General features: G+C 60.5%; 18 protein-coding genes. 7 read left to right on the top strand and 11 right to left on the bottom strand.

The window, feature by feature from the left end; genetic code table 11:
- The first annotated feature begins 774 nt into the window (after positions 1-774).
- The 4 genes from ACEN8E_RS27145 (at position 775) to ACEN8E_RS27130 (ending at position 8,268) form a co-directional block, all read left to right on the top strand.
- Positions 775-2,916: a cytochrome-c peroxidase gene (locus ACEN8E_RS27145; protein WP_495590521.1), complete on the top strand. Its 2,142-nt coding sequence runs from the start codon at positions 775-777 to the stop codon at positions 2,914-2,916.
- 152 nt (positions 2,917-3,068) lie between these two features.
- Entirely contained in the window at positions 3,069-4,361 is a 1,293-nt protein-coding gene (locus ACEN8E_RS27140) for a GGDEF domain-containing protein (protein ID WP_495590520.1), read from the top strand.
- Between the two features lie 85 nt (positions 4,362-4,446).
- Positions 4,447-6,243: an acyl-CoA dehydrogenase C-terminal domain-containing protein gene (locus ACEN8E_RS27135; protein WP_495590519.1), complete on the top strand. Its 1,797-nt coding sequence runs from the start codon at positions 4,447-4,449 to the stop codon at positions 6,241-6,243.
- A gap of 246 nt (positions 6,244-6,489) precedes the next feature.
- Positions 6,490-8,268 carry an acyl-CoA dehydrogenase C-terminal domain-containing protein gene (locus ACEN8E_RS27130; RefSeq protein ID WP_495590518.1) on the top strand — a complete coding sequence of 593 codons (1,779 nt, stop codon included), beginning with the start codon at positions 6,490-6,492 and terminating at the stop codon, positions 8,266-8,268.
- A gap of 227 nt (positions 8,269-8,495) precedes the next feature.
- On the opposite strand, the gene ACEN8E_RS27125 is transcribed toward ACEN8E_RS27130, so the two are convergent.
- Entirely contained in the window at positions 8,496-9,425 is a 930-nt protein-coding gene (locus ACEN8E_RS27125; RefSeq protein ID WP_495590517.1) for a LysR family transcriptional regulator, read from the bottom strand.
- 169 nt (positions 9,426-9,594) lie between these two features.
- On the opposite strand from ACEN8E_RS27125, the gene ACEN8E_RS27120 reads away from it, so the two are divergent.
- The gene (locus tag ACEN8E_RS27120; protein WP_495590516.1) at positions 9,595-10,878 is read left to right on the top strand and encodes an aspartate aminotransferase family protein; all 1,284 of its coding nucleotides are present in this window, start codon (positions 9,595-9,597) and stop codon (positions 10,876-10,878) included.
- A 156-nt stretch (positions 10,879-11,034) separates the two neighbouring features.
- On the opposite strand, the gene ACEN8E_RS27115 is transcribed toward ACEN8E_RS27120, so the two are convergent.
- From ACEN8E_RS27115 to ACEN8E_RS27070, 10 genes are all read right to left on the bottom strand, one after another.
- Complete coding sequence (locus ACEN8E_RS27115) at positions 11,035-12,861, bottom strand: S9 family peptidase (protein ID WP_495590515.1); 1,827 nt, start codon at positions 12,859-12,861, stop codon at positions 11,035-11,037.
- The gene (gene pqqE / locus ACEN8E_RS27110) at positions 12,827-13,999 is read right to left on the bottom strand and encodes a pyrroloquinoline quinone biosynthesis protein PqqE (RefSeq protein ID WP_495590514.1); all 1,173 of its coding nucleotides are present in this window, start codon (positions 13,997-13,999) and stop codon (positions 12,827-12,829) included. The genes ACEN8E_RS27115 and pqqE overlap by 35 nt, the downstream gene beginning before the upstream one ends.
- A complete protein-coding gene (gene pqqD, locus ACEN8E_RS27105; protein ID WP_495590513.1) occupies positions 13,971-14,246 on the bottom strand; it encodes a pyrroloquinoline quinone biosynthesis peptide chaperone PqqD in 276 nt (91 codons plus the stop codon). The genes pqqE and pqqD overlap by 29 nt, the downstream gene beginning before the upstream one ends.
- Positions 14,243-14,995: a pyrroloquinoline-quinone synthase PqqC gene (gene pqqC, locus ACEN8E_RS27100; protein WP_495589223.1), complete on the bottom strand. Its 753-nt coding sequence runs from the start codon at positions 14,993-14,995 to the stop codon at positions 14,243-14,245. Before pqqC ends, pqqD begins: the two co-directional genes overlap by 4 nt.
- Positions 14,996-15,121: 126 nt before the next feature.
- A complete protein-coding gene (gene pqqB / locus ACEN8E_RS27095; RefSeq protein WP_495590512.1) occupies positions 15,122-16,033 on the bottom strand; it encodes a pyrroloquinoline quinone biosynthesis protein PqqB in 912 nt (303 codons plus the stop codon).
- Positions 16,034-16,114: 81 nt separating this feature from the next.
- Positions 16,115-16,189, bottom strand: a complete 75-nt coding sequence (gene pqqA / locus ACEN8E_RS27090; protein WP_003444522.1) for a pyrroloquinoline quinone precursor peptide PqqA — start codon at positions 16,187-16,189, stop codon at positions 16,115-16,117.
- 157 nt (positions 16,190-16,346) lie between these two features.
- On the bottom strand, positions 16,347-18,776 hold the full coding sequence (gene pqqF, locus ACEN8E_RS27085) for a pyrroloquinoline quinone biosynthesis protein PqqF (protein ID WP_495590511.1): 2,430 nt from the start codon (positions 18,774-18,776) through the stop codon (positions 16,347-16,349).
- Between the two features lie 48 nt (positions 18,777-18,824).
- Positions 18,825-19,619 carry a carbon-nitrogen hydrolase family protein gene (locus tag ACEN8E_RS27080; RefSeq protein ID WP_495590510.1) on the bottom strand — a complete coding sequence of 265 codons (795 nt, stop codon included), beginning with the start codon at positions 19,617-19,619 and terminating at the stop codon, positions 18,825-18,827.
- A 12-nt stretch (positions 19,620-19,631) separates the two neighbouring features.
- Positions 19,632-21,314: a flavin monoamine oxidase family protein gene (locus tag ACEN8E_RS27075; protein ID WP_495590509.1), complete on the bottom strand. Its 1,683-nt coding sequence runs from the start codon at positions 21,312-21,314 to the stop codon at positions 19,632-19,634.
- Between the two features lie 221 nt (positions 21,315-21,535).
- Positions 21,536-21,997, bottom strand: coding sequence for an Lrp/AsnC family transcriptional regulator (locus ACEN8E_RS27070; protein WP_495590508.1), 462 nt, complete (start codon positions 21,995-21,997; stop codon positions 21,536-21,538).
- Positions 21,998-22,183: 186 nt separating this feature from the next.
- Here ACEN8E_RS27070 and ACEN8E_RS27065 point away from each other — a divergent pair, with 186 nt between their 5' ends.
- Together ACEN8E_RS27065 and ACEN8E_RS27060 are read left to right on the top strand one after the other, a co-directional pair.
- Complete coding sequence (locus tag ACEN8E_RS27065) at positions 22,184-24,538, top strand: glucose/quinate/shikimate family membrane-bound PQQ-dependent dehydrogenase (protein WP_495590507.1); 2,355 nt, start codon at positions 22,184-22,186, stop codon at positions 24,536-24,538.
- Between the two features lie 210 nt (positions 24,539-24,748).
- Positions 24,749-25,366 carry a zinc metalloprotease gene (locus ACEN8E_RS27060; RefSeq protein ID WP_495590506.1) on the top strand — a complete coding sequence of 206 codons (618 nt, stop codon included), beginning with the start codon at positions 24,749-24,751 and terminating at the stop codon, positions 25,364-25,366.
- The last annotated feature ends 61 nt before the right edge of the window (positions 25,367-25,427 follow it).

Here is a 25,427-nt window from a genome sequence, read left to right as displayed (position 1 = left end):
TGATTGGCGCCAAAGTGGGTGGGGGTATACACCCAAGTTTGGAGTGTTGTAAAAGGTTTTAGTGGGTATCTCCAATAGTAGTGGTTGAGAAGTGTTGTCTTTTAAATACGACTAAAGTCTTATGTGTGCAAGAGAGGGTGTTGAGGAGGGTGGCGGGGAAGTAACACTGAGTTGTGGGTATAAATTAAAAAGGCAATAGCTGACGCAGTACAACTTGCGCACAAATGGGGTTTATATGTCTGATGGGTGTTTCTATTGACTGGCGGTGTGGATTTGCAGGTTCTTTTTCAAGTGCCGCTTACACCGGGGTGTTTGGATTAGCAATTACTCTGCCAGCCTCAAGATAACGCAGCCTTGTGACGTGATGTCCTTTAAATACTGGCTTTAGAGGCCGTTGGTGATCGTCCGGTGCGAGCTGTTTGGGGAATGACACCCAATAGTGGGGTGAAGTTTAACCAGAACTGAGGAATAGTACGCAGTTGTCGTTATTAGTAAGGTTTCTTGAATTGGCTTGAATAAAATAATATTGAATTTTTTTTGTTGAAATGTTTTGTTACGTCTAGAGTTGTATCAAACGCTACCCAGTGGCGCGAAATATCATTCTTTTAAAAGCCTGGTCAGCGAGAGTGCTTTGCCAGTCAGGTCTCGTATTGCCCATGCAACTTTAAGTTGATGCGGCTACTCGAGAGGGCAGCAAGAATAATGGCGATGAGTTCATCTCGCAACAGGGAAATCACGGAGTTGATTACTCCATACTGAATCGGGAACGCTGTCATGTTTGAGTATTTGAACACGTTGCGAACCACCCGCCTGGCCAGTGCGATGGCGATGACTCTTTTCGCCACCGGCCTGCCTGGCATGAACGTTTGGGCCGCAGACCCCGTCGGGGTCGTTCCGACCGTGCCGGATGTGCCCAGCCTGCAGTCTCTACGCGGCCTGACACCACCCGACCCTTCGGGAACCGAAGGAGGACGCAAAGTCGACCTGATGACCGACTACGTGCTCAATCGCTCGGCGGCAGTGCTCCTGGGCAAGGCACTGTTCTGGGACATGGAGATCGGCAGTGACGGTTCCACCGCTTGTGCGTCCTGCCACTTCCACGCGGGTGTCGATCACCGCACCACCAACCAGATCAACCCGGGACAGGCGAACACCAATGCGAACGTCTCGTCGATTTTCAACAAACCGTTCACCGCTTCCGACATCCCGGGCGATGTACCGACCTACACCACCAGATCCGGTGGCAAGGGTGGTCCGAACTACCTGTTGAAGAAAGGCGATTTCCCGACCCATGTGCTGGCTGATCCGTTGGATCGCAATTCGGCGATTCTCTACTCGACCGACGATGTGATCGGCTCGCAAGGCGTGTTCGACGCCAACTTCGTCAAGCCCCATCAGTCGCGCTTCGACAAGTGCATCCAGCAGCCGGACGGCATCTTCCAGGTGGGTGGCATCAATGTTCGCCGCAGCACCGGACGCAACGCGCCAACGGTGATCAACGCCGCGTTCAACGTGCGTAACTTCTGGGATGGCCGGGCCAATAACATCTTCAACGGCTTCTCTCCTTTCGGTAATCGCGACCCTGACGCCGGGATTTTCGTGACCAGCGATGGCAGTGGCGTGGCAACCAGAGTCAGGCTGGCGCTCAAGGATGCTTCCGCCGCTTCGCAAGCGGTAGGGCCTCCCGGCAGCCCCGTGGAAATGTCTTGCGGCGGTCGAACTTTCGCCGACATTGGCCGACGCATGCTCGACACCCTGATGCTCAAGCAACAGCGGATTTCGTCTACCGATTCGGTACTGGGGCCAGTGTCCGGCGGACACCGGCCGACCTATCGCGAACTGATCAAGAACGCGTTCCAGCCGCGTCTGTGGAATGCCACGCAACAGGTCTCGCTGGGCGGTGCGCCGTACACCCAGATGGAGGCGAATTTCCCGCTGTTCTTCGGGCTGGCGATTCAAATGTATGAGTCCACGCTGATCTCTGACCAGGCACCGCTGGATGCCTATCTGCAGGGCGACCACACAGCCATGAACAACCAGCAGGTCCAGGGCATGAACCTGTTCCTGGGCAAGGGCAAGTGCGTCAATTGCCATGGTGGCGCGGAGTTGACCAACGCCGGCAGCCGGTTGCTGTTCCATCCTCGGGAACGTATCGAGCGCATGCTCATGGCCGACAACCTGACCACACTGTATGACAGCGGTTTCTACAACACCGGGGTGCGTCCAACGTCGGAAGACCTCGCGGTCGGTGGCTCGGATGCCTGGGGCAATCCGTTGTCCTTCACCCGCCAGTACAACACCGTGCTCCAGGGCGGCCAGATCCCTGACCCGCTGGAAGTTGACGTGTGCACCTTCGAAGTGCCCTTGAGCCCGGCCATCCCTTGTGATGCGACGCTCAAGCCCAACGTCGGTTTCCGCGACGCGGTCGATGGCGCCTTCAAGACGCCGACCTTGCGCAACATCGCGTTGACCGGGCCGTATTTCCACAACGGCAGTCGCGCAACACTGCAACAGGTCATGGAGTTCTACAACCGCGGCGGCGACCGGCGTGGCGAGGATGCCAGCAACACCAGTGGCTTCGAGCACCCGACGGTCAATCAACACAACGGCTCAAACCTCGATCCGGACATTACCCGGCTGAACCTGACCCCGGATGAAGTGGATGCATTGGTCAAATTCATGGAAGTCGGCCTGACCGATCCTCGGGTTGCGTGGGAACGGGCGCCGTTTGACCATCCGTCGCTGGTACTGCCCCAGGGCGAAAAAGGGGATGAAAACTCGGTCGGGCAAAAACCGGCCAGTCCGAAGATCACTACCCGGCAGGCGCAGGACGCCGAATTCCAGCTCAAAGCGGTCGGTGCCGAAGGTCGCACACGTCTGGAAGGGCCGCTGCAACCGTTCAATAACGACCTATAACAAGGTATTGCCCTTGCGTCACTGGTGGCCGATGGACGCCAGTGACGCCTTTTTACAAATACCACAGTATTTCACTCAGCAAATCGGGGGTTCTGCCGTTACAGTGGTTGGCACATTGCCATCAATTGATTTGACCGGTCGGAGCTTTACCCTTGCCGCGTTCTTCCGCTGTGCGTTTCAGTCACTTCCTGCCGTCATTACTGCTGTTGCTGGCGGGGCTTGCGGCTGCATACATCAAGGAACTGAACGTCTTCTTCACCTCGCTGTTCAACGTGCTGCCCACCCTGGTGTTGTTGCTCGGTGGCGCCTATTGCGCGGTATACCGACGTCAGCGTGAACTGTTTCTGATGGTCACGGTGTACATCGCCTACTTCCTGCTCGACACCCAGACCGACTATTACCGCGACAACGGCAAGGTGCGCGACGATGCCGCCGTGGTCTTTCATTTGTGTTGCCTGCTGCTGCCGCTGCTGTTTGGTGTCTTCGCGGTATGGCAGGAGCGCACCCATCTGTTCCAGGACATGGTGGCGCGTTTCGCCGTATTGCTGGCGGTCGGCTGCGTGGCGCTGGGGCTTGAGCAAAGCTATCCGCACGCGTTGCTGATCTGGCTGTCGGAGATTCGCTGGCCCGCCTTGCATGGCGCCTGGATGAGCCTGATCCAGTTGTCCTATCCGGTGTTCATTGCTGCGTTTGTGCTGCTGGCCTGGCAATACTGGCGTAGCCCGCGACCGCTGCATGCCGCGCAATGGGTGGGGTTGCTCGGGTTGTTCTGGATGTTGCCGAAAACCTTCATCCTGCCGTTCACGCTGAACATCATGTGCAGTCAGGTGATGCTGATGATCGCCGCCGCCGTTGCCCACGAAGCCTATCAAATGGCCTTCCGCGACGAACTGACCGGGCTGCCGGGCCGCCGAGCGCTGAACGAACGCATGCAACGGTTGGGGCGCAACTACGTGTTGGCGATGAGCGACGTCGACCACTTCAAGAAATTCAACGACACCCACGGCCACGACGTCGGCGATCAGGTGCTGCGGCTGGTGGCCAGCAAGCTGGCGAAAATCGGCGGTGGCGGTAAGGCGTATCGCTATGGCGGCGAGGAATTCGCCCTGGTGTTTGCAGGCAAGACCCTCGAAGAGTGCATGCCGCACCTGGAAGTCATCCGCGAGTCCATCGCCACTTACAACATCCAACTGCGTAATCAGGAAAATCGTCCGCAAGACGATAGTCAGGGGCGCCAGCGGCGTGCCGGTTCCGGCGCATCGAGCGTAACGGTCACGGTCAGTATCGGTGTTGCCGAACGGATCGATCAACGCACCCCGGAAGAGGTGCTCAAGTCCGCTGACCAGGCGCTCTACAGTGCCAAGGGCGCCGGGCGTAACTGCGTGATGGCGTTCGGGCAGAACCGCCGTGGCGCGGTGCGCATGGACGCGGCTACTGTTGAGTGATGATGACGCATTCAGCGTCTGGACTGTGATTGTGAGGCGTGGTCGGCGGCAGTAGGTTGAGGAAATCTGCCGACGGAGAATGACCATGCCCGAGTACAAAGCACCTTTGCGCGACATGCGCTTTCTGATCGACCACGTCTTCGACTTTCACGGTAACTACGTTGCGCTGGGGGCCACCGATGCCAGCCCGGACATGGTCAATGCGATCCTCGAAGAAGGCGCGAAGTTCTGCGAAAACGTGCTGTCGCCGCTCAACCGCAGCGGCGATGAAGAAGGCTGTCATTTCGACAATGGTGTAGTCACCACGCCTGCAGGCTTCAAACAGGCTTTCGCACAGTATGTGGAAGGTGGCTGGCATGGCCTGGCAGCCGATCCAGCGTACGGCGGCCAGGGTTTGCCCAGCTCGCTGGGGTTGGTCATCAGCGAAATGGTGGCTTCCAGCAACACCTCATGGGGCATGTACCCCGGCCTGACCCACGGTGCGATGTCGGCAATCCACGCCCATGGCACCGAGGAGCAGAAGCAGACCTATTTGAAGAAGCTCACCGCTGGCCAATGGACTGGCACCATGTGCCTGACCGAAGCCCATTGCGGCACCGACCTGGGCATCATCAAGACTCGAGCCGTGCCTGCGGCCGATGGCAGTTACGCGATCTCCGGCAGCAAGATTTTCATCTCTGCCGGTGAGCACGACATGAGCGACAACATCATTCATCTGGTCTTGGCCAAGTTGCCGGATGCACCGGCCGGGACCAAGGGCATTTCGCTGTTCATCGTACCCAAGTTCCTGCCCGACTCGACGGGTGAAGCGGGTGAGCGCAACGCTGTGTCCTGCGGCTCGATCGAGCACAAGATGGGCATCAAGGCCTCGGCCACCTGCGTGCTGAATTTCGACGAGGCCAAGGGTTTCCTGATCGGTGAGGCGAACAAGGGCCTGAACTGTATGTTCACCATGATGAACCACGCGCGGCTGGGCACCGGCATGCAAGGGCTGTGTCTGGGTGAGGCGAGCTTCCAGGGTGCGATCAAGTACGCCAACGAGCGATTGCAGATGCGCTCGCTGACCGGCCCGAAAGCGCCGGAAAAAGCTGCCGACCCGATCATCGTGCACCCTGATGTGCGCCGGATGTTGCTGACGATGAAAGCCTTCAACGAAGGCAATCGCGCGCTGACCTACTTCACGGCGCAGTTGCTCGATGTTGCACACCTGAGTCCGGATGAAACGGCGCGTCAGGATGCCGAAGACCTGCTGGCGTTCCTTACGCCGATCTGCAAAGCGTTCATGACCGACACCGGGCTGGAGGTGACCAACCACGGTATGCAGGTGTTTGGCGGCCACGGCTTCATTCGCGAATGGGGTATGGAGCAGTTGGTCCGCGACTGCCGGATCGCGCCGATCTATGAGGGTACCAACGGCATTCAGGCGTTGGACTTGCTCGGGCGCAAGGTACTCGGCAGCCAGGGCAAGCTGCTGCGCGGCTTCACCAAAATCGTCCATAAGTTCTGTGTGGCGAATGCCGGGCATCCACAACTGGCCGGGTATGTGGCGCAGCTTGATCAACTGAACCAGCAGTGGGGCGAGTTGACGACCAGGGTCGGCATGGCGGCGATGAAAAACCCTGACGAAGTCGGTGCCGCGTCGGTGGATTACCTGATGTACAGCGGTTACATCATCCTCGGCTACCTGTGGTTGCGCATGGCGCTGGTGGCTCAGGCGCAGCTCGATGCTGGCAGCGGCGACGGCGACTTCTGCCGGGGCAAACTGGCGACCAGCGAGTTTTACTTCAAGCGTCTGTTGCCACGCACAGCCGCTCATCGGGCGGCCATCGAAGCGGGTAGCGATTGCCTGATGCAACTGCCAGCGGAGCTGTTTGCGCTCTGACATCCCCCCTGTAGGAGCGAGCTCTGCTCGCGATGGTCGCCAACGAAAACGCGTAAAACCAGATGCCCGCGGCGTCTTCGGGTTTTTCGCGAGCAAGCTCGCTCCTACACTGCAAAATCCGATGACTAAAAATAACAAATCGGTCATGTGCTGACCCTATGTGTCGCAAAAGTTGATGAGTTACACTCGGACACATCCAAAGCACCATTCCTGTGAATCACCTGTATAGATCTTGCGAGGTTTGCCATGGCTGACTACAAAGCGCCCCTGCGCGATATGCGCTTCGTCCTCAATGAAGTTTTCGAGGTCGCCAAACTCTGGGCCGAGCTGCCTGCACTGGCCGAGACCGTCGATGCAGAAACGGTCGAAGCCATCCTGGAAGAAGCCGGCAAAGTCACCAGCAAAAGCATCGCACCGCTGAGCCGTGCCGCTGACGAAGAAGGTTGCCATTGGGCGGACGGTGCCGTCACCACGCCGGCAGGTTTCCCGCAGGCCTATCAGACCTACGCCGAAGGCGGCTGGGTCGGCGTCGGTGGCGATCCGGCCTACGGCGGCATGGGCATGCCCAAGGCCGTTTCGGCCCAGGTCGAAGAAATGGTCAACTCCGCCAGCCTGTCGTTCGGTCTGTACCCGATGCTGACCGCCGGCGCGTGCCTGTCGATCAACGCCCACGCCAGCGAAGAGCTGAAAGCCGCGTACCTGCCGAACATGTATGCCGGCATCTGGGCCGGATCCATGTGCCTGACCGAGCCACACGCCGGTACAGACCTGGGGATCATTCGCACCAAGGCCGAACCTCAGGCCGACGGTTCCTACAAAGTCAGCGGCACCAAGATCTTCATCACCGGTGGCGAGCACGACCTGACCGAAAACATTATCCACCTGGTGCTGGCCAAACTGCCGGATGCACCGGCGGGTCCGAAAGGCATTTCGCTGTTCCTGGTGCCCAAGTTCATGGTCAATGCCGATGGCAGCCTGGGCGCGCGCAACCCGGCGAACTGCGGTTCAATCGAACACAAGATGGGCATCCAGGCGTCCGCCACCTGCGTGATGAACTTCGATGAGGCCGTGGGTTACCTGGTTGGCGAGCCGAACAAAGGCCTGGCCGCGATGTTCACCATGATGAACTACGAGCGACTGGGCGTGGGTATCCAGGGCCTGGCCACTGGCGAGCGCTCGTACCAGAACGCCGTGGAATACGCGCGTGATCGCCTGCAAAGTCGTGCACCAACCGGCGCACAGAACAAGGACAAAGTGGCTGACCCGATCATCGTCCACCCGGACGTGCGTCGCATGCTACTGACCATGAAAGCCTCGAACGAAGGTGGTCGTGCGTTCTCCACCTACGTGGCGATGCAACTGGACACCGCCAAGTTCAGCGAAGATGCCGCCACCCGCAAGCGTGCGGAAGACCTGGTGGCGTTGCTGACCCCGGTAGCCAAGGCGTTCCTGACCGACCTCGGCCTGGAAACCACGGTACACGGCCAACAGATCTTCGGCGGCCACGGTTACATCCGTGAATGGGGCCAGGAGCAACTGGTGCGCGACGTGCGCATCACCCAGATCTACGAAGGCACCAACGGCATCCAGGCACTGGACCTGGTCGGGCGCAAGATCGTTGGCAGCGGCGGGGCGTTCTACAACCTGTTCGCCGACGAGATTCGCCACTTCACGGCGACCGCCAGCGCAGACCTCGTCGAATTTACCAAGCCGCTGAACGACGCTGTGACCACTCTCGATGAACTGACCGCCTGGTTGCTGGATCGGGCCAAAACCAACCCGAACGAAATCGGCGCGGCGTCGGTCGAGTATCTGCAGGTGTTCGGTTACGTGGCCTACGCCTACATGTGGGCCCTGATGGCCAAGGCAGCTCTCGGCAAGGAGGCGCAAGACGATTTCTACGCCAGCAAACTGGGCACCGCGCGGTTCTATTTTGCCCGCCTGTTGCCGCGCATTCATTCGTTGAGCGCGTCGGTGAAGGCCGGTAGCGAATCGTTGTTCCTGCTGGATGCAGGACAATTCTGATGAAGTAACGTTATGTAAGCATTCTCTTACATGACGTGCTGCTGTTCTCCCATAGAAGCAAATTGGATCCACAGCTAATCTACTTCACATGGACGTAGCGCAGGAAGCGCAAAGCAACAACAGGGACACGTAGGATTCTGCCAGGATGGCGGAGTGAAATGGATGTCAGGGAAACAGTCTGCAAAGCCCCGCTTCGGCGGGGTTTTCTTTTGCCCAGAGAAAAGTTTCTAGCTCAGCCCATCCAGGGCCTGCGCGCTGTTCATGCGCACATCCGGGCCATTTATCACCTCTTCCAGCAATGTCCTCAGCAATGCCAGCGAGGTCTGCTGCCGCTGCACATCCCGACACACCAAACCGACTTTCAGTGGCACTCGCGGTTCGCTCAGGGGTTTCCACAGCAGTTCGTGGTTGCCATGGGTCTTTTGCGAGCGCCCGGGCAGTACCGTCGCCAGGCGCGTGTGCGGCAGGCTGTCGAGGATGCCGGCCATGTTGTTCAGTTCGGCTTGCACCTGAGGGCGACGTCCGAGGCTTGCCAGTTGTGCCTGCCAGATCTGCCTTATCTGAAACTCCTCACCCAGCAGCAACATCGGCAGTTCGGCGGCCTGACTCATGGACACTTTCTTGAATTCACGCAGCGGATGCTCTGCCGGGATGACCAGGGTCAGTTCATCTTCGTACAGCATTACGCCATGCAAACCCGGTTGGCGGGGCGGCAGGTAGCTGATGCCGATGTCCAGGGAACCGTTGAGCAGCCGCCGCTCGATCTCCAGGCCGGTGAGTTCATAGATCTGCACCACCAGATGCGGCTGCGCCTTGCGCACTCGTTCGAGCATCTGCGGAACGAGGCTGGTGTGCACGGTCTGCAATACACCGATGGCCAAGGTGCGCAGCGCCTGACCCTTGAAGTTACCGAGCGCTTCCCGCGCCCGTTGCAGGCCATCGAGCAAAGGCAGGGCGTGGTTGTATAGCGTGTGGGCCGCGAGCGTCGGCAACAGGCGTTTGCTGCTGCGCTCGAACAGGCTCACATCGAGGTTTTGTTCCAGCTGGCGGATTTGCTGGGACAGTGCCGGCTGGGAGATCGACAGGCGCTCGGCGGCCCGGCCTACGTGGCCTTCTTCATAGACCGCGACGAAATAACGCAGTTGTTTGAAATCCATAAGTATTACTTATTGAAAATGCTGAGAAATCGAAATGGCTGAACACCTCGTCTGAGCCTAGTCTAACCGCATTTACGGGGCTTACAGGGCCACAGAACACGATGAATACCGTTTGCTTCGATGGTGTTTACATAGGTAAGGCAAAAAACCTCAAAAGAGGTTTTTTCAGATGAATCTGTTCAGTCTGCGTCGCAGTCCTCCCAGTCTTGATGATCTGGTCCTGGACGCCTCCCTGCCATCCCAAGGCGATAACCTTTCCAGCGAGTACTTGATGCCCAGTGTCGAGCGGCCGAAACAGGTGTTTGTGCGTGGTCAGGGTTCATGGTTGTGGGACAGCGATGACCGTGCGTATCTGGATTTTTCCCAAGGTGGCGGGGCCAACAGCCTTGGCCACAGCCCTTCGGTACTGGTCAACGCAATCACTGCCCAGGCTCAATCGCTGATCAATCCGGGCTTCGGCCTGCATAACCGCGGCATGCTCAGCCTCGCCGAACATCTGTGTGCCAGCACCGGCAGTGATCAGGCTTATCTGCTCAATACCGGTAGCGAGGCCTGTGAGGCGGCGATCAAACTGGCGCGTAAATGGGGCCAACTGCATCGCGGCGGTGCTTCGCGAATCATTGTGGCCAACAATGGTTGCCATGGCCGGAGCCTGGCGACGATTTCGGCGTCGGACAGTTCGACATTGATCAACCGATTCGAGCCGCAACTGCCGGGTTTCAGCCATGTCCCGTTCAATGACCTTCCAGCATTGCATGCAGCCGTGGATGAGCGGACCGTAGCGATCATGCTCGAGCCGATCCAGAGCGAAGCCGGCGTGATCCCGGCCAGCGCGCATTACCTCAAGGGTGTCGAACGCCTGTGCCGTGAACTTGGCATTCTGCTGATATTCGACGAGGTGCAAACCGGCATCGGCCGTTGCGGCACCTTGCTCGCTGAGCAGTCCTGCGGCGTAACGGCGGATATCGTCGTGCTCGGCAAAGGGTTGGGCGGCGGCGTGCCCTTGGCCGCGTTGCTGGCGCGGGGCAAGGCTTGCTGTTTCGACATTGGCGAAGTGACGGGTACTCATCACGGTAATGCATTGATGACCGCCGCGGGGCTTTCGGTACTCGCTACGGTGCAGGACAAGGCTTTTCTCAAGCACGTCACGCAAACCGGTCAATATCTGCGTGAAGGTTTGGGGCGTCTGGCCCACCGTTATGGTCATGGCGAGTTGCGCGGACAGGGGCTGCTTTGGGGGCTGACGCTGTCGGACGATTGCGCCGGAGCGGTGGTCAAGGCCGCGCTATACGAAGGCTTGCTGCTCAATGCCCCGCAACCCGACTGCCTGCGCTTTACCCCGGCGTTGAATGTCAGCAACGCCAACATCGATGAAATGCTCCTGCGCCTGGCGCGCGCCTTCTCTCGCGTGCGCACTGCGCAATTGCAGTGCCGCAAAGGGATTGCCGTCTGATCAGGCGCACCCAATCAATTTCCAGAACCGTCTCGCGGTAAAACGCACGCCTCACGCCTGACTCTTTTGGCGTGGGGCGTTTTTTTGTCTGCGAAATTCAATGAAGTGAGCCTGCTCGCGAAGGGCGCGCCACAACTCCTGTATGTGGCGCCAATGTCAGTTCGTCAACTCCATCACCCTTCGATAAAACAGCCACTCCTGTTCCAGCGCATGGGCCTGGTTCCCGGCCTTGCGAAAGCCATGGCGTTCGTCCGCGTAGTAATGCGCTTCGACCAGGACGCCGTTGTCCTGCAGCGCCGTGACCATGTCGCGGGTCTGTTGCGGGACGACCACGGCATCCAGTTCTCCCTGAAAGAAGATCATTGGCACGCGGATGTTGCTCGCATGCAGCAGCGGTGTGCGGGCCGCGTAGCGTTCGGCATCCAGCTGCGGATCGCCGATCAGCCAGTCCAGGTAGTCACTTTCGAATTTGTGGGTCGCGCGCCCCAGCGCCACCGGATCGCTGACCCCATACAGACTGGCGCCGGCGCGGAACACGTTGTGAAAGGCCAAGGCGCAAAGGGTGGTGTAGCCACCGGCGCTGCCGCCGCGGATGAAAGACTTGTCGGCGTCGATCAGGCCGTGTTGGTTGAGGTAACCGACCACGGCGCAGGCGTCCTGCACATCCACATCGCCCCAACTCAAGTGCAGCGCCTGGCGATAGGCTCGGCCGTAACCGCTACTGCCGCGATAGTTGAGGTCAGCCACGGCGAAGCCCCGCTGGGCCCAGTACTGGATGCGCGGATCGAGCATCGGGTAGCACGCCGACGTCGGGCCGCCATGGATGAACACCACCAGTGGCGGTTTCGCCTCGCCGGTCATCGCCGGGTAGAAGAAGCCGTGCGCTTCGCCTGAGCCACTTGGGTAGCGCAAGGTTTGCGGGCGGCTGATCTGTTCGGGAGGAAGTGGTGCGATGCCGCCGGCCAATACATTCACTTGCCGGTTCCGGCGGTCGATGGCGATGACAGCGGTTGAACTGATGGGGGACGCCGCGATGCAATAGATGAACTGCTCATCCACGGCGAGATGGCGAAAGCGGCTGTAGTCGCCGGTGAAGTCGGCGCTGGAGTCGCCGCCTATGCCCAATCGACCAAACCCACCTTCGGTCCAGCTGGCCAGATAGCTTTCTTCGCGCAGCGGCAACCAGGTGCAGCCGCCGAGTTGCCAGGGCGCGGGGCCATGATCGGCGGCGGTACTTGGCAATGGGCTCAGGCCTTTTTCGGACTCCCTCCATGGCTGCCAGTAACCCGCGCGGTCCGTCAGGCAATACAGGCGACCGCCGGCATCAAACCGTGGTTGTTGCACAGATTCTTGGGCGCCGTCGCCCGCCACGCAACGCGCCTCGGCAAACCCGCCATTGGCGTGGCGCTCGGCAACCATCAAGCGGGTCGCAGTCCACGGCTGATCCGGGCGGTTCCATTCGATCCAGGCCAGACGCCGGGCATTCGGGCTCAACGTCGGCGCGGCGTAGAAGTCAGCACCTTCGGCCAGCAGGTGACGTGCGCCATCGTGCAGATCGATTGCCACCAGCCGGTGTTGATCGCGTCGCTCTTCGACCGCCAGCACCTGCCCTTGCGCAAATTGCAGATCGCCGTAACGGCACACGCCAGACGTCAGCCTTTCGGGCGCTTCGCCTTGCAGTGTTTGCCGATACAACTGCTGGTCGGCCTCGTTGACGAAAACGATACCGTCGTCCGTCAGACAAAACGCTCCACCGCCATATTCGTACACACGACTGCGCACGCTGAAGCCCGATGGCGTCAGGCATTTCGCTGTGCCGTCATGCCAATGCCAGATCCGGCACGCCGCGTCTTCGGGGCGGTACTCGTTCCAGAACAGGCCCTGTCGACCGACCTGCAATTCGGCAAAGTCGATACCGGCCGCGACGGCTTTGGCAGCGCTGAGAGGTTCAGCTTTTGGCGATGAGGCGTGAATTTCGTTCATTGCGAAAGGCCAGTTGGTCGATGGTCTGGGTCGCGTGTTCGGCTTCTTCGCGAGCCTTGAGGATCACGCCGTGTTGGGGCGACTTGCTGCACACCGGGTCGGCGTTGCTGGCATCGCCGGTGAGCATGAACGCCTGGCAGCGGCAGCCGCCGAAGTCTTGTTCTTTCTCGTCACAGGAGCGGCACGGTTCGGGCATCCAGGCATAACCGCGGAAGCGGTTGAAGCCGAACGAGTCGTACCAGATGTGTTGCATGCTGTGGTCACGCACGTTGGGAAACTGCACCGGCAGCTGTCGGGCCCCGTGACAGGGCAGGGCGGTGCCGTCGGGCGTGACCGTCAGAAAAATACTGCCCCAGCCATTCATGCAGGCTTTCGGGCGTTCTTCGTAATAGTCCGGGGTGACGAAAATCAGCTTGCACGGATGCCCTTCGGCTTGCAGTCTGGCGCGGTATTCATTGGTGATGCGCTCGGCGCGCACCAGCTGTGCCTGGGTCGGCAACAGCCCGACGCGATTGAGCTGCGCCCAGCCGTAGAACTGGCAGGTGGCGAGCTCGACAAAGTCCGCTTCCAGGGCAAGGCACAGCTCGATGATGCGGTCGATCTGGTCGATGTTGTGCCGATGGGTGACAAAGTTCAGCACCATCGGATAACCGTGGGCCTTCACCGCCCGGGCCATTGCCAGTTTCTGCGCAAAGGCCTTTTTCGATCCGGCCAGCAGGTTGTTCACCTGCTCGTCGCTGGCCTGGAAACTGATCTGGATGTGATCGAGACCGGCCTGCTTGAAGTCGCTGATTTTCTGCTCGGTCAGGCCGATGCCGGAGGTGATCAGGTTGGTGTAGAAACCCAGCTGGCGGGCTTCGGCAATCAGTTCGGCGAGGTCCTGGCGCACCAGCGGTTCGCCACCGGAAAAGCCCAGTTGCGCCGCGCCCATTTCCCGCGCTTCGCGGAACACCTTGATCCATTGTGCGGTGCTCAGCTCCTGGCCTTGCTCGGCGAAGTCCAGCGGATTGGAACAATAGGGGCATTGCAGCGGACAACGATAGGTCAGCTCGGCCAGCAGCCACAGCGGCAGGCCGACTTCCGGTGTGGGCGGCACCTGCACCGATGCCTCAGGCAAGTTCGATCCAGTGCTGCGCACGGGCCACCTCCATGAATTGCTCGATGTCGTCACCCAGTTCGGGCACGCCAGGGAACTGCTGGTCGAGTTCGGCGATGATCGCCGCGACATCCCGTTGTCCGTCAATCAAGCCACCGATCAGCGCGGCACTTGCGTTGAGCTTGATCATGCCTTCCGGGTACAGCAGCACGTGGCCTTGTTGCGCCGGCTCGTACTGGAAGCGGTAGCCGGGGCGCCAGGTCGGGGTCTTGCTGCGATCGAAACTCATACGGTGATTCCTTTGTGCCAGACCCGTTCCCCGGTCACGCTGTGATACGGCGGGCGTTTCAGTTCGTAGGCCATGCTCATGGCATCGAGCATGCTCCAAAGAATGTCCAGTTTGAACTGGAGAATGTCCAGCATGCGCTCCTGGCCTTCGCGGGTCGTGTAGTGCTGCAGGGTGATCGCCAGACCGTGCTCGACATCCCGCCGTGCCTGGCCCAGGCGCGTGCGGAAATATTCGTAGCCGGCCGGATCGATCCACGGGTAATGCTGTGGCCAACTGTCCAGGCGCGACTGGTGGATCTGCGGGGCGAACAGTTCGGTCAGCGAGCTGCTGGCGGCCTCCTGCCAACGGGCGCGGCGCGCGAAGTTGACGTAGGCGTCCACGGCGAAGCGCACGCCAGGCAGCACCAGCTCCTGGGAGCGCAACTGGTCCGGGTCGAGGCCCACGGCCTGGCCCAGGTGCAGCCAGGCTTCGATGCCGCCGTCTTCACCGGGCGCACCGTCGTGGTCGAGCAGGCGCTGAATCCACTCGCGGCGAATCTCGCGGTCCGGGCAATTGGCCAGAATGGCCGCGTCCTTCAGGGGGATGTTCACCTGGTAGTAGAAACGGTTGGCGACCCAGCCCTGAATCTGTTCACGGCTCGCCCGGCCTTGGTACATCGCCACGTGATAGGGGTGATGGATGTGGTAATAGGCGCCCTTGGCGCGCAGGGCCGCTTCGAATTCGGCGGGGGACAGCGGGGTGTCGGTCATTGCTTTTCTCCGGGTGCAACCGGTGGAATCCTGGGTGTCTGGGTGGACGCCTTCGCGAGCAGGCTCGCTCCCACAGAGTTACGCGGTCAACTGTGGGAGCGAGCCTGCTCGCGAAGGGGGTATCCGCTACAGCACAATACTCATGCCGTCATACGCCACTTCAACCTGGCGCCGCTCCAGCTCCGCGCGCTGCGGCGAATCCTCATCGAGAATCGGGTTGGTGTTGTTGATGTGGATAAGCACCTTGCGCTGTTCCGGCAGTTGCTCGAGCACTTCGAGCATGCCGCCGGGGCCGTTTTGCGCCAGATGGCCCATCTCCCGGCCGGTGCGGGTGCCGACGCCACGCCGCTGCATTTCATCGTCATCCCACAAGGTGCCGTCGACCAACAGGCAATCGCTGCCGGCCATGATCTCCAGCAGCGGTGCATCGACCTTGCCCAGCCCCGGCGCATAGAACAGCTTGCCGCCGGTGCCCCGGTCTTCGACGATCAGGCCGATGTTGTCGCCCGGATGCGGGTCGAAGCGGTGCGGCGAGTACGGTGGCGCGGCGCTGCGCAGAGGCAGCGGGGTGAAGCGCAGGTTCGGGCAGACGGGGACGGTGAAGCTTTGATCGAGTTCGATGCGGTTCCAGTTCAGCCCGCCGTTCCAGTGCGTCAGCATGGTGAACAGTGGAAAACCGCTGCTCAGGTCTTCGTGGACCATGTCGGTGCACCAGACCTGGTGCGGGCACCCCTCACGCAGCATGAGCAGGCCGGTGGTGTGGTCGATCTGGCTGTCCATCAGGATGATCGCGCCGATCCCGGTATCGCGCAGGGCCCGGCCCGGCTGCATCGGGGCGAAGCCCTGGAGTTGGGCGCGGATGTCCGGGGAGGTGTTGCACAGCACCCAGTTCACGCCGTCATCGGAAATCGCGATGGACGATTGCGTCCGCGCCTGGGCCCGCAGGCTGCCGTCGCGAAAGCCTGCGCAGTTCACGCAGTTGCAGTTCCACTGGGGGAAACCGCCGCCGGCGGCGGAACCTAGAATCTGGACAAACATGGGTGCTCCATCATTTCAACGCTGAAAATAAAACGCCTCGGATAACCGAGGCGTTGTGCTGCATCTCTGCCAAAGCTGAGATTAGCGGCTTGCGAAGTACATGGTGACTTCAAAGCCGATACGCAGGTCGGTGTAAGCAGGTTTGGTCCAGGCCATAAATCGAACTCCTTCAGGTAGGTGGGGCAGCGCTATCTATAGGTTTAGTCCACCTCAGTTCAGAGATGTTCCAGATAGTTAGGTTGCTATGTTACTCAAAATTTCAAAGAAATTGCCCGTGAAACTTTGAGAAAGCTCCTTGCAGCCCCGGTAATGATCATTTTGCCGCTTGCCATGGATCACCCGGGCTGGTCGCGCTGGCCAGGCAGTGCCAGCCGCCCTCGGCCTGATTCAGGCGTCGAATTGCAGCCAGAAGAGCGGCCCGGTCAACTTGCACAATGGCCTGGCGTAATTGCGTCAGATATTCCGACGGGCGGCCGGCCAGCTTGCCCTGCCAGAGCAATTCGCTCGCTTGAGCGGTGGTCAGTGCGGCGCTGGAAAATTGATCCGCCAGCGCCTGGCGTTGAGCGCTCAAGGTGCTGTCGTCGAGCGCCTGGGTCAGGTCCGGCAATCGATTCAGGAATTGCTCGATGTGTTGCAGCAACTCCATCGGCGCAACGCCTGGCGATTGCACACCGAACAGCAGCCCGGTTTGCCCGTGAATCTGCCGCAGGGCGCTGAACACTGCATAACCCAGTTGCAACTCCACCCGCAGGCGCTGGTAGAACGGCGTCTGGAACAGGTGAGCGAGCAATCGCCACGCGGCTTCGTCGGCTATCGCCTGGGTGGCTGTCGGACAAAACAGCAGCAGCGCGTGCTCGCTGGAGGCGGTATCGATATGACTCCACAGACGTTGTGAATGGATCGAAGAGGGTGGCGTCAGTTGATTGTCCGGCGTGCCGGGTACGCGGCTCAAGGCCAGGCCCATGGCCGCTTGAGTCTGAGCCGATAAGCCGATGGCCAGCCCATCCCATCGTGCACTCGACCAGAGCTGTTGCAGGTCATCCGAGTTTGCGGTGTGCTCAATGCAGAGATCGGGCAATACCTTGAGCAGTTGCCGAATCGGTATGAGCGCCGCGCTCGTCGATTCGGCCTGTGGGACAGCGGCATCTGGCTGTGTCAGTACTTTCAGCGCATGCTCCAGGACGCTGGGCATTGGCTCTTGAAGCCCGTTCAGTTGCAGCAGCCATTCGTTGCCCGACGCGCTGAAGGCAAAATCCACACCGGCCTGACGCGCATCTTCGCGCAACGGTTGCAGGTGGTTTTCCAGCCGTGATTGAAGCTGGCTGCCGGGAGTCGAGTCCAGACGCCAGCGCAAATAAATCGCACCTTCAACAGTGTTGTCCGGAAGTGCCTGGCTGAATTGCATCGGCGAACGTTCACGGCGGCTGCGCGAACGGTCCTGGGCAAAGGTGCGCAGGCCGCGGTGGGCGCTGGTCTGGCCGCGAATCAAGCCGGCGTTGGGTGCCGGTGCTTCGCAGCGCAAGAAAGGGTTGGGAGTCGGCAATTGCCATGGGCCGCTGAAGTTATCCACAGCGCCAATCTGCTTGAGGATCCGCTGGAGAGCTGTAACACCCTGTTCGGATAACCCGACTTCACGTTGTTCGCTGTCCAGCCGGGCCAGTTGCAACGCGCTGCTGACTTGCTGCTGGCGCTGAAGCAGGGTGGGGTACTCTTCGCGCAATGGGCGCCAGTCTTGTTCGGCAAAGAAGCCTAGCCAGTCCATCAGGCGTTCGCGGATGCCTGTTGCCGGGGACGCGGCGGGCAAGGTGAATTCGATATGCAGCAAGGCCTGACCGGCGAACTGGTACAGCGGCTGGGCCTTCAGTTGATCGGCCAGCCCGTGTTCGCGCAGATCTGCCAGCAAGCCGCCGGGTTTTGCCATGTTCAGCCAGTGGCACAGGAACGCCAGCGCTTCGGCAGAAAATTCGGGCAGGGCTTCAAGGGCAAACAGCAGATCCAGGCGCCGCTCGCCAGCCTGTTGATAACTGTTGGCCGAGGTATCCATCAGTGGCGCCGGGGACTGTTGAGTGATTGTTTCGCCTTTGGCAATGACGCTACCAAAGGCTTCAGCCATCGCCTTCAACTCATCGAAGCTCTGTGGCCCGACCAGGCTCAAGGTCATTTGCCCGGTCTGGTAAAACCGCTGATAAACGTCCTGCAATGCCTGCTGAAACTCAGGTTGCTGCAGCGGCAGGCTGTCACGATTGCCGGCATGAAAACCCCGCAATGGATGAGCCTGGTCGAGTCCGCTGAACAAAGCAGACTGTTGCTGCGCTGCGGCATCCTGCGACCAGGCGACAAATTCCGCCTGCAACACTTCCCGTTCCCGCATCTGATCGTCCGGATTCATACGCGGATGGGCGAGCATGTCTGACAGGCGCTCCAGCCCACCGGCAAACGCTTGGGGCGGCAGTTCGAAAAAGTAGTCCGTGGTGCGTTCGCTGGTGCGCGCATTCACTTGCCCGCCATGACGCTGGACGTAAGCCATCAACCCTTGCCCTGCGGGAAAACGCTCAGTCCCCAGGAACAGCAGGTGCTCAAGAAAATGCGCAAGGCCAGGCCACGCCAGTGGCACATCATGGCTGCCCGCAGCGACGCGCAATGCTGCTGCGCAGCGCTTCAGGTTCGGGGCATGACGCAGCGTCACCCGCAGGCCGTTGGCCAGGGTTTCAGTGTGGGGGCGAAGGGGGGTCAGCGCGGGCATGGGCACTTCCAGAACAGTGAAGTGCCAATGCTAGCGGATTAGAGTGGCTCAGCGCTTGCTCAAGTCGCCGTAAAGCTCGGGGCGGCGATCGAGGAGGTAACGATTGGCGGCACGGGAGTCGAGCATCAACTGCCGATCCAGCTCACCGACAATCAATGCTTCATCAAGGCCTGCCTGAGCGATGCGGCTGCCATCCGGTGCGGCGATGCTGCTTTGACCGCAATAGTGGATGTCGCCTTCATGGCCGCAGTAGTTGGCGTAAGCCACATAGCATTGGTTTTCGAAGGCGCGGGAGCGCACGGTGACATCGGCGACGAAATCGAACGGAATCATGTTCGCGGTCGGCACCAGGATCAGCTCGGCACCGGCCAGGGCCAGGCGTCGGGCGTTTTCCGGAAATTCCAGGTCGTAGCAGATCAGGAAACCGAGCTTCCAGCCGTTGAGTTCAACGATAGGAAACTCGTCCAAGCCGGCGCTGAACATCGAGTGATCGAGATCGCCGTACAAGTGCGTCTTGCGGTAGTTGCAAACGCGCTCGCCATTGGCGTCGATCAACTGCACGGCGTTGTAGATCTGCCCGTCGGCGGTGCGCTCCGGGTAGCCATACAAGATGGCGATCCCGGCCGCCTTGGCAATGCGCGCGATCTGCTGCGCCGACTCACCGTTGTACACCTCCGCGAGCACGCTGACGGCATCGACGCCGATGTTGTAGCCGCTCAGGAACATCTCCGGCAGCACCAACAGGTCCGCACCTTTGGCTTCCAGCGCAAGCTGCTGCAAGCGTTGCAGGTTGCCGGCGACGTCCAGGGGCAGCGGCGGACATTGGTAAAGGGCTACGCGCATTTCGGATTCCTCTTACTCGGGCAGGGCGATCGGACCGATCTCGTTGAATACATCTCCAGGACCCGGATTCTCGGCGTGAGTTGCCCCGCCGAAGTGCTTCATGATGCCCCACACTGCGTTGAGCGAGGTCTGCACTGCGCCCTCAACCCAGGCCGGCGTCCACGAAACGTCGTCGCCGGCAATGAAGATCCCGCGCTGCTCGGGCGGCATGTCGTCCTGCATGAAGTGCGCGTACATGCGCTGGTTGTAGCGGTAGTGGCCGGGCAGGGCGCCTTTGAACGCGCCGAGGAAATGTGGGTCGGCTTCCCAGGACACGGTAATCGGATCGCCGATGATCCGCGCGGCGATGTCGACTTTCGGGTAGATCTTTTTCAGTGCGTCCAGCGCCAGTTTCACGCGTTTTTCCACAGGGTGCGGGAGCATTTTCAGCGCGTCGCTCATCCACGAGTACGACAGGCAGATCACCCCCGGCTTGTCGTCGCCGTTGTCGAACAGGTAGGTGCCGCGGGTCAGGCGATCGGTGAGGGTCATGCTCATCAGGTCGCGGCCGGTTTCCGGGTCCTTGTCCTTCCAGAACGGGCGGTCGACCATCACGAAGGTTTTCGACGACTGCATGTAGCGGGTGCGGTCCAGGGCCATCCACATCTTTTGCGAGAACAGGGTTTCGTCGCATTCGATCTGGGTGGTCAGCAGCCAGCTTTGGCAGGTGGTCAGCACTGCGGCGTATTCGCGGGTGTCACCGTTGTTGTCGGTGACTGCAAAGCGGCCATCCGGTGCGTGGGCGATTTTCTTCACCCCGGAGCGTGGAGCGCCATTGTGCAACGACTTGAGACTGGTGCCTTGCGGCCAATGCACGCAGCGTTCCGGTACATGGCGCCAGATGCCTTGCGGGACTTGTTCCACGCCACCGACCACCAAATGCTGGTGATCGTCACAGTTGGTCATCACCACGCGGAAGATTTCTAGCATCGAGTTCGGGAAATCGGAGTCCCAGCCGCCTGTGCCGAAGCCGACCTGACCGAACACTTCGCGGTGATGGAACGACAACTTCGCGAAGGCTTTGGAGGTGGCGACGAAATCGTAGAAGGTGCGGTCGTCCCACAGCGGAACGAGGGTGTTCCACAACTCCTTGAGGCGCGGCACGTCGCGGTCGCGGATTGCTTGCTGGATATCAGAGAATTGTGAACCGGCCTCCAGGGCGTCGGCCCAGGCATCAGCCACTTCCTGAAAGAGTGCAGGAAGATCCGCCAGTTTCTGTGCGTAATGGGTTTTGCCTTCCAGATCGATGACGGTGCTGCCGGAAGCAGGTGTCAGCGGGTTGGGGAAGGGTTTGGTCTCGAGACCCAGCTTGTCGACGTAGTGATAGAACGCGGTGGACGACACCGGAAAACGCATGCCACCCAACTCCGCGACAATGCCATCGGTGCCGTTGAACGCCTGGGAACGTAGGCGGCCGCCCAGCTTCGAGGCCTCATAGACCACCGGTTTCAGGCCAAGCTTCATCAGTTCGTATGCGGCCACCAGCCCTGCGATACCGGCGCCGACAATCGCCACCTCGGCGCCGTGATTGTGCTCGGGAATGCTACCCAGGCCCGCCGGGTGCTCGATCCAGTCGTCGAAGGCGAAGGGAAAGTCCGGGCCGAAAATGGTGACTGGTTTTTTACCGTCTGCAGGATGGCGATTGTTCTTGTTCATGGCTGACCTTGCTGGCGACCCGACGCGGAATGCGCATCTGAGTATAGGAAAAGATGCCAGCCATTCTAGAGAGCACAGAACACGTTAATAAGACGCAAAGTGTCGTCGTTTTGCCATTTTATTGGTCAATATGACGATATATCGATGCATACTGTCCACTGTGGGAGCGGGCTTGCCCGCGATGAGGCCAGCCCAGCCACCGAAGAACTACCGGCAGAAACTCAAACCGGCTGCCCCCGATCAATCTTGCTGCTCAAGATGATCGACGTCGTGGTCTTCTCCACCCCATCCACACTGCCAATCTGATCCAGCAACTGATCCAGCTGCTCCGGCGAGTCGGTGCGCAACCACGCCACATAATCAAATTCGCCACTTACCGCACACAACTGCTGCACCTGCGCCATTGCACTCAGACGTCGCAACACCTCCTTGCCGGAACGCGGTTGCACAGTGATCCCGACATACGCCTGCAGCCCTCCATCCACCACCCGCTGCCCGAGACGCACGCCGTAACCGGTAATCACTTTGGCCTTTTCCAGCCGGGTCAGGCGCGAGGTGACCGTGGTGCGAGCGATACCCAGTTGCCGGGCAAGCATGGCCACACTCTCGCGGGCGTTGATCTGCAGGGCGGCAATCAACTGGCGGTCGATTTCGTCGAGAACGGGGGGGCGAATGTCAGGCAAAGGGGCTGTCTCCAACGGTACGGATCAATGGCCAAGCATGTTACAGGCACATCCGGCGCAGCGCTCGCGGCGGATATTTGATCCAGCCTCAGTACCGTTCATGCCATTTCTGCCTGCGACAAATTGCCATAAGTAACTGGTTAGTACATTATTCGCGCCTTGTCACAAATGGGGAAAATTTCCGACATGAACAATTCTGGGGCTGCCGCCGGCAGCAAATGGCTGCTGGCGGGGCTGGGTGTGCTGATTGCACTGATCGGGCTCGGCCTGGCCGGTGGCGGTGGTTATCTGATCACGCTCGGCGGCAGCTGGTATTTCCTGCTGATGGGCCTGGCGATGCTGGTGTCCGGGTTGATGATTGCCCGGCGCAAGCCGCTCGGCGCATGGCTGTATGCTGTGGCGCTGGTCCTCACGGCGATTTGGGCGGTATGGGATGCCGGTCTCGAATACTGGCCGCTGGTCTCGCGGGTACTGACCTTCGCCGTGATCGGCCTGGTGGTGGCGCTGATCTATCCGACCCTGGTTCGCGCTTCGGGCGCGACCGGCGGGCGCGGTGCTTACGGCCTGGCCGGCATTCTGGGCGTGGGCGTCGTTGCGACGATGGCCTACATGTTCGTCCCGACCCACGTGGTCAAGGCCGCCGTTGAGCCTGCGGTAACCCCGGTCGCGCCGGGCACCGGGCAGAAAGACTGGGCCCATTGGGGCAACACCACCGCCGGCAATCGCTTTGCCGCGCTGGACCAGATCAACAAAGGCAACATCGACAAGTTGCAGGTCGCCTGGACCTTCCGCACCGGCGACATCCCGCAAAGCACCGGCGCCGGTGCCGAAGACCAGAACACCCCGCTGCAAATCGGTGACACGGTCTACACCTGCACCGCCTATGGCAAAGTCTTCGCCCTGGATGCCGACACCGGCGCCCAGCGCTGGAAGTTCGACCCGCAAGGCACCGCGCCCAACTGGCAGCGTTGCCGTGGCCTGGGCTACTCCGAAACCCCGGCTTCTTCGGACAACCAGCCAACAGCTTGTGCGAAACGTCTGTTTCTGCCGACCGGCGATGCGCGCCTGATCGCCATCAATGCCGAAACCGGCAAGCCCTGTGAAGAGTTCGGCAACCACGGTACTGTCGACCTGACCACCGACATGGGCGAAGTGAAGCCCGGTTACTACCAGCAGACCTCGACCCCGTTGGTCGCAGGGGACGTAGTAATCGTCGGTGGCCGCGTGGCCGACAACTACTCCACTGGCGAGCCGCCGGGCGTGGTTCGCGCCTACGACGTGCGCAGCGGTGAGCTGGTATGGGCGTGGGATCCGGGCAATCCGAACACCACCAAACGTCCACCTGCTGGTGAGACCTACACCCGTGGTACGCCAAACGTCTGGTCGGCCATGTCCTACGACGCCAGGCTCGGTCTGGTGTACCTGCCGACCGGCAACGCGACGCCGGACTTCTTCGGCGGCCAACGTACCGAATTCGACGACAAGTGGAACTCGTCCATCGTCGCCATCGACGTAAAAACCGGCCAGGTACGCTGGCACTTCCAGACTACCCACCACGATCTGTGGGACTTCGACTTGCCGGCGCAACCGCTGCTGTACGACGTGCCGGACGACAAGGGCGGCACCCAGCCAGCTCTGGCGCAAGTCACCAAGCAGGGCGAGATCTTCCTGCTCAACCGCGAGACCGGCGTGCCGATTGCCCGCGTCGAGGAGCGCCCGGTGCCGCAAGGCAAGGTTCCCGGCGAACGCTATTCGCCCACCCAGCCGTTCTCGGTCGACATGCCGTCCATCGGTAACAAGACCCTGACCGAATCCGACATGTGGGGCGCCACGCCGTTCGACCAGTTGATGTGCCGCATCCAGTTCAAGGGCATGCGCCACGAAGGCGTCTACACCCCGCCGGGCATGGACCGTGCGCTGCAATTCCCGGGCTCGCTGGGCGGAATGAACTGGGGCAGCGTCTCGGTCGATCCGAACACGAACTACATGTTCGTCAACGACATGCGCCTGGGCCTGGCCAACTACATGATCCCGCGCGACAAGATCGGCGCCGGGGCCAGCGGCATCGAGATGGGCGTGGTACCGCAGGAAGGCACACCGTTCGGTGCCATGCGCGAACGGTTCCTCTCGGCAGTCGGCATTCCGTGCCAGAAACCACCGTTCGGCACCATGTCCGCCATCGACCTCAAGACCCACAAACTGATGTGGCAAGTGCCAGTCGGCACCGTGCAGGACACCGGCCCGCTGGGTATCCGCATGCACCTGCCGATCCCGATCGGCATGCCGACCCTCGGCGCATCGCTCGCCACCCAGTCTGGCCTGCTGTTCTTCGCCGGCACCCAGGACTTCTACCTGCGAGCCTTCGACACCGGCAACGGCAACGAAATCTGGAAGTCGCGCTTGCCGGTGGGCAGCCAGTCCGGGCCGATGACTTACGTTTCGCCGAAAACCGGCAAGCAGTACATCCTGCTGACGGTAGGCGGTGCACGTCAGTCGACTGATCGTGGGGATTATGTGATTGCTTACGCTTTGCCTGATTAAGACTCTGCGACTGCTGTAGGAGCGAGCTTGCTCGCGATGGACGTTAACGATAATGCGTACTTGCTGAATAAACGCGTCGTACTTGAGTTCATCGCGAGCGAGCTCCTACAGAGGCTGCCTGATACCTTGACTGATCAGCCTTACGCCGGTGCGCGGCTTTTTGTAAGGCATCGGCTAGGATTGAGGCAGTCGAGGTGCGAGGTGAAAGACATGGTCACAAAACTACCTGCCGCTGTACGGGACCGCGCCCTGCAGATCGCCCATCACGAAATGGGCCACTACGTCGTGGCCCGCGCCCTGGGTTTTGCCACGGGCGGGGTGACCCTGACGGTGACCATGGATTTGCGGCACCAGGGTGGAGCCTGCATTACGCTGGTGCGCCCGATTTTATCGATAGAAGCCATGAAAGAGCATCTGGAAGCCCGGATGATGGTGCTCCTGGCTGGCGCAATGGCGCAGACGCTGCCTTCGAAGCCCTCAGCCGGAAAACGCGTCGACAAGCCGAAAGCCACAGGCATCCTCAAAGGCGAGCAGGGGGCGGAACAGGACTACGCAAAAATCAGGGAGCTTCAGCATCTGCTGCGCAACATCGCCTACCCGGATACGGATCCCGCGTCGTCGGGCAGCATCACGGCCGAGATGAAAGCGGTCAATGATCGCCTGTGGATGCGGACGCAGGAAATCGTCGAGGCGCTATCCGAGACTATTACTGAACTGGGAGAGACGCTGGTAGACCGCATGGTCCTCGTGGAGCAGTGGGGCCGACCGGCGGACACCTATGAGGTCGTATTGACGCGTGAAATGCTTGAACGGTTGACCCCCTTGTAGGAGCGAGCTCGCGAAGGTCGTGAACGATCACGCGTAAAGCCAGATGCGCAGCGGCGTCCTT

This window comes from Pseudomonas sp. Pseusp9 (assembly GCF_059491265.1).
Note: the sequence above shows the minus strand (reverse complement) of the source record. Positions and strands in the feature narration are given on the sequence as shown.

Bases quoted from the DNA above. Each gene is read 5' to 3' on its own strand.
- pqqB (WP_495590512.1), bottom strand. From the start codon at position 16,033: ATGTTTGTCCAGATTCTAGGTTCCGCCGCCGGCGGCGGTTTCCCCCAG.
- ACEN8E_RS27115 (WP_495590515.1), bottom strand. From the start codon at position 12,861: ATGAACGAAATTCACGCCTCATCGCCAAAAGCTGAACCTCTCAGCGCT.
- ACEN8E_RS27080 (WP_495590510.1), bottom strand. From the start codon at position 19,619: ATGCGCGTAGCCCTTTACCAATGTCCGCCGCTGCCCCTGGACGTCGCC.
- ACEN8E_RS27135 (WP_495590519.1), top strand. From the start codon at position 4,447: ATGCCCGAGTACAAAGCACCTTTGCGCGACATGCGCTTTCTGATCGAC.
- pqqD (WP_495590513.1), bottom strand. From the start codon at position 14,246: ATGAGTTTCGATCGCAGCAAGACCCCGACCTGGCGCCCCGGCTACCGC.
- pqqC (WP_495589223.1), bottom strand. From the start codon at position 14,995: ATGACCGACACCCCGCTGTCCCCCGCCGAATTCGAAGCGGCCCTGCGC.
- ACEN8E_RS27120 (WP_495590516.1), top strand. From the start codon at position 9,595: ATGAATCTGTTCAGTCTGCGTCGCAGTCCTCCCAGTCTTGATGATCTG.
- ACEN8E_RS27060 (WP_495590506.1), top strand. From the start codon at position 24,749: ATGGTCACAAAACTACCTGCCGCTGTACGGGACCGCGCCCTGCAGATC.
- ACEN8E_RS27065 (WP_495590507.1), top strand. From the start codon at position 22,184: ATGAACAATTCTGGGGCTGCCGCCGGCAGCAAATGGCTGCTGGCGGGG.
- ACEN8E_RS27145 (WP_495590521.1), top strand. From the start codon at position 775: ATGTTTGAGTATTTGAACACGTTGCGAACCACCCGCCTGGCCAGTGCG.
- ACEN8E_RS27075 (WP_495590509.1), bottom strand. From the start codon at position 21,314: ATGAACAAGAACAATCGCCATCCTGCAGACGGTAAAAAACCAGTCACC.
- pqqF (WP_495590511.1), bottom strand. From the start codon at position 18,776: ATGCCCGCGCTGACCCCCCTTCGCCCCCACACTGAAACCCTGGCCAAC.
- ACEN8E_RS27130 (WP_495590518.1), top strand. From the start codon at position 6,490: ATGGCTGACTACAAAGCGCCCCTGCGCGATATGCGCTTCGTCCTCAAT.
- ACEN8E_RS27125 (WP_495590517.1), bottom strand. From the start codon at position 9,425: ATGGATTTCAAACAACTGCGTTATTTCGTCGCGGTCTATGAAGAAGGC.